This is a genomic window from Streptomyces sp. CNT372, from assembly GCF_000377145.1.
Genome location: NZ_KB897777.1, coordinates 389,830 through 402,078 on the forward strand (window position 1 = coordinate 389,830; position 12,249 = coordinate 402,078).

Annotated in this window: 7 protein-coding genes and 1 pseudogene; all 8 read right to left on the reverse strand. The window is 70.6% G+C overall.

Annotated elements, in window-relative coordinates; all coding sequences use genetic code 11:
* Window positions 1-30: 30 nt before the first annotated feature.
* Window positions 31-2,652, reverse strand: coding sequence for a DNA gyrase subunit A (gyrA, locus tag C593_RS0104335; RefSeq protein ID WP_018846087.1), 2,622 nt, complete (start codon window positions 2,650-2,652; stop codon window positions 31-33).
* Between the two features lie 41 nt (window positions 2,653-2,693).
* Window positions 2,694-4,766, reverse strand: coding sequence for a DNA topoisomerase (ATP-hydrolyzing) subunit B (gene gyrB, locus C593_RS0104340; protein WP_037744655.1), 2,073 nt, complete (start codon window positions 4,764-4,766; stop codon window positions 2,694-2,696).
* A gap of 476 nt (window positions 4,767-5,242) precedes the next feature.
* Entirely contained in the window at window positions 5,243-5,803 is a 561-nt protein-coding gene (locus C593_RS0104345) for a DciA family protein (protein ID WP_078521197.1), read from the reverse strand.
* Window positions 5,804-5,892: 89 nt separating this feature from the next.
* Window positions 5,893-7,029, reverse strand: a complete 1,137-nt coding sequence (gene recF / locus C593_RS0104350; RefSeq protein ID WP_018846090.1) for a DNA replication/repair protein RecF — start codon at window positions 7,027-7,029, stop codon at window positions 5,893-5,895.
* A 56-nt stretch (window positions 7,030-7,085) separates the two neighbouring features.
* Entirely contained in the window at window positions 7,086-7,964 is an 879-nt protein-coding gene (gene gnd, locus C593_RS0104355) for a phosphogluconate dehydrogenase (NAD(+)-dependent, decarboxylating) (RefSeq protein ID WP_018846091.1), read from the reverse strand.
* 187 nt (window positions 7,965-8,151) lie between these two features.
* On the reverse strand, window positions 8,152-9,282 hold the full coding sequence (gene dnaN, locus C593_RS0104360) for a DNA polymerase III subunit beta (RefSeq protein ID WP_026277337.1): 1,131 nt from the start codon (window positions 9,280-9,282) through the stop codon (window positions 8,152-8,154).
* Window positions 9,283-10,297: 1,015 nt separating this feature from the next.
* The gene (dnaA, locus tag C593_RS0104365; protein ID WP_486591077.1) at window positions 10,298-11,641 is read right to left on the reverse strand and encodes a chromosomal replication initiator protein DnaA; all 1,344 of its coding nucleotides are present in this window, start codon (window positions 11,639-11,641) and stop codon (window positions 10,298-10,300) included.
* Window positions 11,642-11,884: 243 nt separating this feature from the next.
* Window positions 11,885-12,241 (reverse strand): annotated as a pseudogene (locus tag C593_RS33580) (chromosomal replication initiator protein DnaA); the annotation flags it as partial.
* Window positions 12,242-12,249: the final 8 nt, after the last annotated feature.

Genomic DNA, 12,249 nt, shown 5'->3' on the forward strand with positions numbered 1-12,249 from the left:
CGCTCCGGCGCCCGTGGCTCCACTCACGTTCTACTCCTCGTGCTCCCCTGCCGAGGACGGGGTGCCCTCGGCTGCCGATACGTCCGCCTCGCCGTCGGCCGCTCCGGCCGCGTCGACCTCTTCGGCCTCGCGACCCGCCTCGGCGTTGCGGGCGATGCCGACGACGGCGTCCCGCTTGCCGAGATTGATCAGTTGGACGCCCATGGTGTCACGGCCCGTCTCCCTGACTTCATTGACTCGCGTGCGAATCACACCGCCGCCCAGGGTGATGGCGAGGATCTCGTCGGTCTCCTCGACCACCAGCGCCCCCACGAGCGAGCCGCGGTCCTCCACGATCTTGGCAGCCTTGATACCGAGGCCGCCACGCCCCTGGACGCGGTACTCGTCGACCGCGGTCCGCTTCGCGTACCCGCCGTCGGTTGCGGTGAAGACGAACGTACCGGGCCGGACGACATTCATCGAGAGCAGTTCGTCTCCCTCACGGAAACTCATGCCCTTCACACCCGAGGTCGCGCGGCCCATCGGGCGCAGCGCGTCGTCGGTCGCGGTGAACCGGATGGACTGCGCCTTCCTGCTGATGAGCAGCAAATCGTCCTCGGCGGAGACCAGCTCGGCCCCGATCAGCTCGTCGTCCGCGCCGGACTCCGTCTCGCGGAGGTTGATGGCGATGACGCCGCCGGAGCGGGGGGAGTCGTAGTCCTTCAGCGCGGTCTTCTTCACCAGGCCGCCCTTGGTCGCGAGGACCAGGTAGGGCGCGGCCTCGTAGTCGCGGATCGCGAGGATCTGGGCGATCTGCTCGTCCGGCTGGAAGGCCAGCAGGTTGGCGACGTGCTGCCCGCGGGCGTCCCGGCCGGCGTCGGGGAGCTCGTACGCCTTGGCGCGGTAGACGCGGCCCTTGTTGGTGAAGAACAGCAGCCAGTGGTGCGTGGTGGAGACGAAGAAGTGGTCGACGATGTCGTCTTCCTTCAGCTTCGTACCGCGCACGCCCTTGCCGCCGCGCTTCTGGGAGCGGTAGTCGTCCGTCTTGGTGCGCTTCACATAGCCGCCACGCGTGATGGTGACGACGATGTCCTCCTCGGCGATCAGGTCCTCGATGGACATGTCGCCGTCGAAGGGCACCAGCTTGGAGCGGCGGTCGTCGCCGAACTTCTCGACCAGTGCGGCCAGTTCCTCGCTGATGATGGCGCGCTGCTTCTCCGGGGAGGCGAGGATCGCGTTGTACTCGTTGATCTTCGCCTGGAGTTCGTCGTGCTCCTGGATGATCTTCTGGCGCTCCAGTGCGGCGAGCCGCCGGAGCTGCATCTCCAGGATCGCGTTGGCCTGGATCTCGTCGATCTCCAGCAGGTCCATCAGGCCCGCGCGGGCCACCTCGACCGTGTCGCTGCGCCGGATCAGGGCGATGACCTCGTCGATCGCGTCCAGGGCCTTGAGCAGGCCGCGCAGGATGTGCGCCCGCTCCTCGGCCTTGCGCAGCCGGAAGCGGGTGCGGCGGACGATGACCTCGACCTGGTGGGTGACCCAGTTCCGGATGAACGCGTCCAGCGAGAGGGTGCGCGGCACCCCGTCGACCAGGGCGAGCATGTTGGCGCCGAAGTTGGTCTGCAGATCGGTGTGCTTGTAGAGGTTGTTCAGCACGACCTTGGCGACCGCGTCGCGCTTGAGCACGATCACCAGGCGCTGGCCGGTCCGGGAGGAGGTCTCGTCGCGGACGTCGGCGATGCCGCCGATCTTGCCGTCCTTCACCAGGTCGGCGATCTTCTGCGCGAGGTTGTCCGGGTTGACCTGGTAGGGCAGCTCGGTGACCACCAGGCACTGGCGGTTCTGGATCTCCTCGACCTCGACGACCGCGCGCATCGTGATGGAGCCGCGGCCGGTGCGGTACGCCTCCTCGATGCCCTTGCGGCCCACGACCAGCGCGCCGGTCGGGAAGTCCGGGCCCTTGATGCGCTCGATCAGGGCGTCGAGCAGCTCCTCGTGCGTCGCCTCCGGGTGCTCCAGCGCCCACTGGGCGCCGGCCGCGACCTCGCGGAGATTGTGCGGCGGGATGTTGGTGGCCATACCGACGGCGATGCCGGCGGAGCCGTTGACCAGCAGGTTCGGGAAGCGCGCCGGCAGGACCGTCGGCTCCTGGTTCCGGCCGTCGTAGTTGTCCTGGAAGTCGACGGTCTCCTCGTCGATGTCCCGGAGCATCTCCATGGACAGCGGCGCCATCTTGCACTCGGTGTAGCGCATGGCGGCGGCCGGGTCGTTGCCCGGGGAGCCGAAGTTGCCGTTGGAGTCCACCAGCGGCATCCGCATCGACCACGGCTGGGCGAGGCGCACCAGGGCGTCGTAGATCGAGGAGTCGCCGTGCGGGTGGTAGGTGCCCATGACGTCGCCGACGACGCGGGCGCACTTGTAGAAGCCCTTCTCGGGACGGTATCCGCCGTCGTACATCGCGTACAGCACCCGGCGGTGGACGGGCTTGAGGCCGTCCCGGACGTCCGGCAGCGCTCGCGACACGATGACGGACATCGCGTAGTCGAGGTAGGAGCGCTGCATCTCGGTCTCGAGCCCCACCGGTTCGATCCGCAGCTGCGGGCCCAGGTCCTCGGTGGTGGTCACGGGGGTGGGGGTCTCCCCGCCGGGGGCAGGGGAAGTCTCGTCGGCCATTGCTGGTCTTCAGTCCTTTCGCGCGGTCAGCAGAGACCGACTCAGATGTCGAGGAAGCGGACGTCCTTGGCGTTCCGCTGGATGAACGAGCGACGTGCCTCGACGTCCTCGCCCATCAGCACGGAGAACAGGTCGTCGGCCTGCGCGGCGTCGTCCAGGGTGACCTGGCCGAGCACCCGGTGCTCCTGGTCCATGGTGGTGACGCGCAGCTCCTCGGCGTTCATCTCGCCAAGACCCTTGAAGCGCTGGATCGAGTCCTCCTTGATCCGCTTGCCGGCCTGCTTGCCCATCTCGACCAGGGCGTCCCGCTCGCGGTCCGAGTAGGCGTACTCGAAGTCGTCACGACCCCACTTGATCTTGTAGAGCGGCGGGCGGGACAGGAAGACATGACCGGCCTCGACCAGCGGGCGCATGAAGCGGAAGAGGAAGGTCAGCAGCAGGGTGTTGATGTGCTGGCCGTCGACGTCGGCGTCCGCCATCAGGATGATCTTGTGATAGCGCAGCTTCTCGATGTCGAAGTCCTCGTGGACACCGGTGCCGAAGGCGGAGATCAGCGCCTGGACCTCGGTGTTCTGGAGGATCTTGTCGATCCGGGCCTTCTCGACGTTCAGGATCTTGCCGCGGATGGGCAGGATGGCCTGGTACATCGGGTTCCGGCCGGACTTGGCGGAGCCGCCGGCGGAGTCACCCTCGACGATGAAGATCTCGCACTTGGTGGGGTCGTTCGACTGGCAGTCGCTCAGCTTGCCGGGCAGGGAGGCCGACTCCAGCAGCCCCTTGCGGCGGGTCAGGTCCCGGGCCTTGCGCGCGGCGACCCGGGCGGTGGCCGCCTGGATGCCCTTGCGGATGATGTCCGCGGCCTCGTTCGGGTTCCGGTCGAACCAGTCGGTCAGGTGCTCGTGGACGACCTTCTGGACGAAGGTCTTCGCCTCGGTGTTGCCCAGCTTGGTCTTGGTCTGGCCCTCGAACTGCGGCTCGCCCAGCTTGACCGAGATGATCGCGGTCAGACCCTCGCGGATGTCCTCACCGGTGAGGTTGTCGTCCTTCTCGCGGAGCAGCTTCTTGTCCCGGGCGTAGCGGTTGACCAGGCCGGTGAGCGCCGCGCGGAAGCCCTCCTCGTGGGTACCGCCCTCGTGCGTGTGGATCGTGTTGGCGAAGGAGTACACGCCCTCGCTGTACTGCGAGTTCCACTGCATCGCGATCTCGACCGAGATCATGCGCTCCTTGTCCTCGGCCTCCACGTCGATCACGGTCGGGTGGATCAGCTCTCCCTTGCGGGAGTTGAGGTACTTCACGAAGTCGACGATGCCGCCCTCGTAGTGGTACGTCACCGTGCGCGCCGGCTGCTCCTCGGCCGTCTCGGCGGCGTCGGGGTCGTCGGCGTTCATCGTCGCCTTGGCCGACTCGCGCTCGTCGGTGAGGGTCAGGGTGAGGCCCTTGTTGAGGAAGGCCATCTCCTGGAAGCGGCGGGCGAGCGTCTCGAAGGAGTACTCGGTGGTCTCGAAGACGTCCGGGTCCGCCCAGAACGTGACCGTGGTGCCGGAGTCCTCGACCTGCTCGTGCTGGGCGAGCGGGGCGGTCGGCACACCGAGCTTGTAGTCCTGGGTCCAGCGGTAGCCGTCCCGCTTGACCTCGACCGACACCTTGGAGGACAGGGCGTTCACGACGGAGACACCCACACCGTGCAGACCGCCGGAGACGGCGTAGCCGCCGCCGCCGAACTTGCCGCCCGCGTGCAGCACGGTGAGCACGACCTCGACCGCGGGCTTCTTCTCCACGGGGTGCATGTCCACCGGGATGCCGCGGCCGTTGTCGACGACGCGCACGCCGCCGTCGGCCAGGATCGTGACGTCGATCGTGTCCGCGTGGCCGGCGAGCGCCTCGTCGACGGAGTTGTCGACGACCTCTTGCACAAGGTGGTGAAGTCCGCGCTCACCGGTTGAGCCGATGTACATGCCGGGGCGCTTGCGGACCGCGTCCAGACCCTCGAGGACGGTGATCGCGCTGGCGTCGTACGAGGCGGGTGCCTCGCCGATCCCCTCGGCGGCGGCGGACGGGGTGTTCTCGTTGGGGTTGCCGGAATCGGCCACGAAGCGCCCTTTCTGGCACAGCACAGGCCGTTCTCCGGGCTAGCGGGACCGGCTGCGTCGTTCGGCATCTAATCGACGAATCCCGCGAGCGAGCGGGATTCGCTCTCAGTCTACCGGTACCGCCGACACGAATGGGGGTTTGGCGGTGGCTGAGTCCGCATGTGCCGCCCTGAACCTCCTCCGTCCGAATCCCCATATCCGGGCAGGGGGCCCAAGAGGCTCACACGGGCTTTGAGCGCTTCGGGCTGTCAACCCCCCGCTACCGAGAGGGACGCCTCATGCGCACCAGGCGTTCCCGGGCTCCCCGGCGGGGGTCCACCGGGGGCTACTCGGCGGTACGCGGGCGGGCGCGAGCCCCGCGCGCGAAGCGGGTGGGTGCGCCCGCATGCGCGGAGCCGGCGGCGTGCGCCCGCATGCGCCGGGGCACCGGTGGCGGGCGTCCGCTCCGGGCGCGGACGCCCGGCGTCACCCGTCCGCTCGGGGCGCGGGCCGGGGCGGCCTCACCCGTACGTGTCACCGGGGCCGGTGCTGCCCGGAGCCCGGAGCGGGCCGAACCGGCGCTGTGGACCACCCGGGCCCAGGACCTTGATGGCGCGGACGGTTCCGTGGCCGAGGTCCTCGTTGAGGCGGGCCACCAGCCGGGGCGCCAGCAGCCGGAGCTGGGTCGCCCAGGCCGTGGAGTCGCACTCCACGGTGAGCAGGCGCTCCTCGGGGGACTCGTCGTAGCGCAGCGGTACGCAGTGCTTGGCCAGGTCCTCGCCGACGATCTGCGGCCAGCGGCCCATGACGCCGCCGACCGCGGCCGGGGTCTCCCAGCCCCGCTCGGTGATCAGCCGGTTGATCGCCGACCCCAGCGGCAGCGGGTCACGCCCGTCGGCCCGGGCCCCGGAACGGAGTCCGCCGCCGCGCCGCGCCTGCTTCTTCTGCCGGGCCGCGTCGCCGCGGGCCCTGGCCTGCTCCTTGGCGGCGCGCAGAGCGACCCGGGCGAGGTCCACGCCGGAGACCTCCGGGGCGGCGGCTTGCGGCCGGCCGTCCCCGGGCAGCGGTCCGGCACCTGGCAGCGGGGGGCCGCCGAGGGGGGCCCGGTTCGACGGGCCGTCGGGCAGCGGTGCGGCGCCGCCGAAGGGGCCGCGGTCCTGGGGAGCATCGTTCACGCGCGGGCCACCTCCCCGTCCGCCACCGTGTACCGGGCGCCCGCGAGGACGCCGGGGACGTCGTCGTCGACCGCGGCCGTCACCAGCACCTGCTCGCCCGGCGCGACCAGCTCCGCGAGGCGCTCGCGGCGGCGCGCGTCCAGCTCGGCGAAGACGTCGTCCAGGACGAGCACCGGCTCGTTCCCCTCGGAGCGCAGCAGGTCGTAGGAGGCGAGGCGGAGCGCCAGCGCGTAGGACCAGGACTCGCCGTGGCTCGCGTACCCCTTGGCGGGGAGCTGCCCCAGCTTCAGCAGGAGGTCGTCACGGTGCGGCCCGACCAGGGTCACGCCCCGTTCGATCTCCTGCTTGCGGACCCCGGCCAGCGCGCCGAGGATCTGCTCGTAGTACTCGTCCCGGCTCTGCGCCGGACCGGCCTCCCCCGCCTCCCCGGCGGAGGAACGGTACGCCAGCGCGACCGGGCCGCCCCCCGGCGCCAGCGCCTCGTACGCCTTGTCCGCGAGAGGCTGGAGCGCGGCGATCAGATCGGCGCGGCGGGCGAGCACCTCGGCGCCGGCCCGGGCCAGGTGCTGGTCCCAGACGTCGAGCGTGGACATGTCCATGGAGCGTCCGCCGTGCCGGCGGGCCATCGCGGCGGACTTGAGCAGGGTGTTGCGCTGCTTGAGCACCCGCTCGTAGTCGGAGCGGACGCCGGCCATCCGCGGGGAGCGCGCGGTGACCAGCTCGTCGAGGAAGCGGCGGCGCTCACCCGGGTCCCCCTTGACCAGCGCCAGGTCCTCCGGGGCGAACAGCACCGTGCGCACGATCCCCAGCACATCACGCGGCCTGACCTGCGAGGACCGGTTGACGCGGGCGCGGTTGGCCCGCCCCGGGTTGAGCTCCAGCTCGACCAGCTGGGACCGCTCCCCCTGGGTGACGGCCGCCCGGATCACGGCCCGGTCCGCGCCCATGCGCACCAGGGGTGCGTCCGAGGACACCCGGTGGCTGGCGAGCGTCGCCAGATAGCCGACGGCCTCGACCAGATTGGTCTTGCCCTGCCCGTTCGCCCCCACGAAAGCGGTGACGCCCGGGTCGAGCGGGACCTCGACCCGGGCGTACGAGCGGAAGTCGGCCAGCGACAGGTGCGTGACGTGCATGGTGTGGCGCCGACCTTCCCCCGGCGGGCTGTGCACCGGGGCGCACAGCCTGTGGACTACTTCTTGCTCTCCACCGCGTGGCCGCCGAACTGGTTGCGCAGCGCGGCGATCATCTTCATCTGCGGGGAGTCGTCCTGACGGGACGCGAACCGCGCGAACAGCGAGGCGGTGATCGCCGGCAGCGGGACCGCGTTGTCGATGGCGGCCTCGACCGTCCACCGGCCCTCGCCGGAGTCCTGGGCGTAACCACGCAGCTGGTCGAGGTGCTCGTCCTCGTCCAGGGCGTTGACGGCCAGGTCCAGCAGCCAGGAGCGGATGACCGTGCCCTGCTGCCAGGAGCGGAAGACCTCGCGCACATCGGTGACGGAGTCGACCTTCTCCAGGAGCTCCCAGCCCTCGGCGTACGCCTGCATCATCGCGTACTCGATGCCGTTGTGGACCATCTTGGCGAAGTGGCCGGCGCCGACCCTGCCGGCGTGCACCGAGCCGAACTCGCCCTCGGGCTTGAGGGCGTCGAAGACCGGCTGGACCTTCGCGACGTCGGCCTCGTCGCCGCCGTACATCAGGGCGTAGCCGTTCTCCAGGCCCCAGACGCCGCCGGAGACACCGCAGTCGACGAAGCCGATGCCCTTGACGCCCAGCTCGACGGCGTGCTTCTCGTCGTCCGTCCAGCGGGAGTTGCCGCCGTCGACGACCACGTCACCGGGGGAGAGGAGCTCGGCGAGCTCGTCGATCGTGGACTGGGTCGCGGCGCCGGCCGGGACCATGACCCAGACGACGCGCGGGCCCTTGAGCTTGCCCACCAGCTCTTCCAGGCTGTGGACGTCCGCGAGGTCCGGGTTGCGGTCGTAGCCGATGACGGTGTGACCTGCGCGGCGAATGCGCTCGCGCATGTTGCCGCCCATCTTGCCGAGGCCGACGAGACCGAGCTCCATCTGATGTTCCTCAATCGTTGTGTGCCGTGTTCCTGCCCGCCTCCGAGCCTACGCCGGGAGGCGGGCGCACACCTGTGGGGTCAGGCGCTCATAAGGCCCTGATCAGCCGCTCGGCCCGCCGGTGGGCGCGGCGCCGGGCACGGCCGTCGCACCCGGCCGAGGGGGCGGGCACGACGGCGGGCACACGTCAGCCGCTGAGGCGCACCGGCATGATCAGGTACTTGTACGCCTCGTCCGCCTCGGCGTCCATCGCGGGGCGGCCGCTGAGCAGGGCCGGCTTGGTGGACGTGGTGAACGAGAGCTGGGCGACCGGGGAGTCGATCGCGCTCAGGCCGTCGAGCAGGAAGGTCGGGTTGAACGCGATCGAGATGTCGTCGCCCTCGAGCTGGGCGTCGACGCGTTCCACAGCCTGTGCGTCGTCGCTGGAGCCGGCCTCCAGGATCAGCACGCCCTGCTCGAAGCTGAGGCGCACCGGGGTGTTCCGCTCGGCGACCAGGGCGACGCGCTTGACGGCCTCGACGAACGGGGCGGTCTCGATCACCGCGACCGAGTTGAACTCGGTGGGGAAGAGGGTGCGGTACTTCGGCAGGTCGCCTTCGAGCAGCCGGGTCGTGGTGCGGCGGCCCGCGCCCTCGAAGCCGATCAGGCCCTCGCCCGCGCCGGATCCGGAGAGCGCCAGGGTGACCGTGTCACCGCTGGTCAGCGCCTTGGCCGTGTCCAGCAGGGTCTTGGCGGGGACCAGGGCGACGGCGGAGGCGTCGGGGCTCTCGGGCTTCCACAGGAACTCGCGCACGGCGAAGCGGTAGCGGTCGGTGGAGGCGAGGGTGACCGTGTCGCCCTCGATCTCGATGCGCACACCGGTGAGGACGGGGAGGGTGTCGTCGCGGCCGGCGGCGATGGCCACCTGGGCGGCGGCGGAGGCGAAGACCTCGCCGGGCACGGTGCCGGTCGCGGTCGGCATCTGCGGCAGCGCCGGGTACTCCTCCACGGGCAGGGTGTGGAGGGTGAAGCGGCTGGAGCCGCACACCACCGTCGCCCGTACACCGTCTGTGGAGATCTCCACCGGGCGGTTGGGCAGGGCGCGGCAGATGTCGGCGAGCAGGCGGCCGGAGACCAGGACCGTGCCGTCCTCCTCGATCTCGGCCTCGACCGAGACGCGGGCCGAGACCTCGTAGTCGAAGCTGGAGAAGCTCAGGGCGCCGTCCTCCGCCTTCAGCAGAAGGCCCGCGAGAACGGGCGCCGGCGGACGGGCCGGAAGGCTCCGGGCCACCCAGGCCACCGCCTCCGCGAGTACATCGCGCTCCACCCGGATCTTCACCGGAACCGCCTCCTGCTGTTGCTGGCTCGCCCTGCTGGCCTTCGTCGTCGGCTTGATGCCGGAGACCAGTCTGACGTACCGCACCGACACTCGGTGCGGGTCGGGGTCAAGTCGTGACGAGGGGCGGGTGGGGCTCCGGCGTCGAGTTGTGCACAGGGCCCCCTTCCAAGCGAATTTCCCGGTAACTCTGAGTGGGAGTAGTAGTAGGGGCTGTGGAAACCGTGGATAACGTCGTCTGCGCTGGTCAGAGGCGGTTTTTTGTCCACGGGGCCTGTGGGCCGCACTCGTGGACAACCGGGCCTCTCTGTGGACGCGCGAAAGTTCTGCACACCCGATGCACAGCCCGGTGGGACTTCTCCCCAGTGCTGTCCCCAGCTTTACCCACGTTCCCCACAGGCCAATCGACCTCGTTGGTGTGACGGCTTTCACTCGCGTCGGTGAGGAACGGTGTTGCGTTGCCGAACAGTGGACAGGGGTGGGGAAAAGCTGTGGGCAATCGCCCTTCGCCTGTGGGCCGCCGGTGGACAAGGTCGATCAAGGTTCCGGGGCGGTTTCTCCCTCCACAGGCTGTGGAGATCGTTCGGCCACAAATCCACAAGCGGCTGACCAGGCAGAATGACCGCTGGGTTGGCTGTCCTGTGGACAGAATCGGGACAACTTCGCGGTCCCCAGGCTGTGGACGGAAGATCGTCCACGGATCTGTGGGTAACCGCCGTGCCCGGCAGGTATTCGAACACAGTGGGGCCGGCCGCGGGCCGCGTTCACCGGCTTCGGCGCCGGCGCACGGTGCTCTCGACGGCGGTCGCACGGCGGTCGTCAGTGGTTCGTTCAGCGGCCGCACGGCGGATCCGGCGGCCCTCGACGCAGGCTTCCGCGGTGCCCGGCGGCGCTCACCGCGCGCGGTGCTGGCGGTGCTGGCGGTGCCCGGCGGCGCTCACCGCGCCCCCACGCAGAGAAGGGCGCCCCGGGACACAGGTGTCCCGGGGCGCCCTCGGGGCCGTCTGGGGCGGTCCGCTCAGCCGTTCTTGATGCGGTTGGTCAGCTCGGTGACCTGGTTGTAGATGGACCGGCGCTCGGCCATCAGCGCCCGGATCTTCCGGTCCGCGTGCATCACCGTGGTGTGGTCGCGGCCGCCGAACTGCGCGCCGATCTTCGGCAGCGACAGGTCCGTCAGCTCCCGGCAGAGGTACATCGCGATCTGGCGGGCCGTCACCAGCACCCGGCTGCGCGAGGATCCGCACAGGTCCTCGACCGTGAGCCCGAAGTAGTCGGCCGTGGCCGCCATGATCGCGCCCGCGGTGATCTCGGGCGCCGCGTCCTCGCCGCCGGGGATGAGGTCCTTGAGGACGATCTCGGTCAGCCCGAGGTCCACGGGCTGCCGGTTGAGGGAGGCGAACGCGGTCACCCGGATCAGCGCGCCCTCCAGCTCCCTGATGTTCCGGGAGATCCGGGAGGCGATGAACTCCAGTACCTCCGGCGGGGCGTTGAGCTGCTCCTGCACCGCCTTCTTGCGCAGGATCGCGATCCGGGTCTCCAGCTCGGGCGGCTGGACATCCGTCGTCAGACCCCACTCGAAGCGGTTGCGCAGCCGGTCCTCCAGGGTCATCAGCTGCTTGGGCGGCCGGTCCGAGGAGAGCACGATCTGCTTGTTCGCGTTGTGCAGGGTGTTGAAGGTGTGGAAGAACTCCTCCTGCGTCGACTCCTTGCTCGCGAGGAACTGGATGTCGTCGACGAGCAGGATGTCCACGTCGCGGTACCGCTTGCGGAAGGTGTCGCCCTTGCCGTCGCGGATGGAGTTGATGAACTCGTTGGTGAACTCCTCCGAGCTCACGTACCGCACCCGGGTCCCCGGATAGAGGCTGCGCGCGTAGTGCCCGATCGCGTGCAGCAGGTGCGTCTTGCCGAGGCCCGACTCCCCGTAGATGAAGAGGGGGTTGTACGCCTTCGCCGGCGCCTCGGCGACCGCGACGGCCGCCGCGTGCGCGAACCGGTTGGACGCGCCGATGACGAAGGTGTCGAAGAGGTACTTGGGGTTCAGCCGGGCGTGCGGCTCGCCGGGGCCGGGGGCCGGTGCGGGCTTCGCGCCGAGCGGACCGGGCGCACCCGGGGAGGCGCCGCGGTGTCCGGGCCCCGGCTCGGGGAGGTCGCGCCGGTCGCCCCCGCGCGGGTCGTACTGCTGGTGCTCGGGCTGCGGCGGCCGGCGGTAGTCGTGCGGGGCGCGGTTCTGCGGCGGCGAGGCATAGGGGTCGCGCTCCTGGAAGCCGCCGAGGCGGGGCTGCTGCCAGGAGAGGTCCTCCTGCGTCCGCGGCCAGGCGCCCGGCTCGGGGCGCTGCTGGTACTCGGGGTAGGTGGGGCGCACGTTCGGCAGGCCGTCGTCGGCCTCCGGGCGGCGGCCGTAGTCGTCGTACCGGTCACCCGGCCGGGGAGCGTCGTACCCCTCACCCGGGCGGGTGGGCTCGTAGCTGTCGTTGCCGTCGTTCTGGCGGGAGCCGTTGTCGTAGCCGTCGCCGCCGTGGCGCCCGCCGTCGTAGCCGTCGGGTCCCGGGCGCCCGCCGTCGTACCCCTCGTTCTGCCGGCCCCCGTCGTATCCGTCGCCGGAGCGGGGCTCGTCGTGCGGGGCCGCCGGGTAGCGCGGCGCCTGCTGCTGGTGGCCGCGGCGTGCGGGACCGGGGGCCGCGGCCTCGCCCACCGTGTCGTCCACGGTGATCGCGATGCGGATCGGGCGTCCGCACTCACGGCTGAGGGTCTCGCTGATCAGCGGCGCGAGCCGGCCCTCCAGCACGCGCTTGCCCCACTCGTTGGGGACGGCGAGCAGTGCCGTGTCCGCGACCAGCGCCAGGGGCTGGCACCGCTCGATCCACTGCTTGTCCTTGGGCTCGACGCCCTGCTGGCCCTCGTCGAGGAGCTGATCCAGCACCCGTGGCCACACTGCGGCAAGATCGGCAGGTACGTCAGCCACAAAGCACG

Bases quoted from the DNA above. Each gene is read 5' to 3' on its own strand.
- gyrA (WP_018846087.1), bottom strand. From the start codon at position 2,652: ATGGCCGACGAGACTTCCCCTGCCCCCGGCGGGGAGACCCCCACCCCC.
- recF (WP_018846090.1), bottom strand. From the start codon at position 7,029: ATGCACGTCACGCACCTGTCGCTGGCCGACTTCCGCTCGTACGCCCGG.
- gnd (WP_018846091.1), bottom strand. From the start codon at position 7,964: ATGGAGCTCGGTCTCGTCGGCCTCGGCAAGATGGGCGGCAACATGCGC.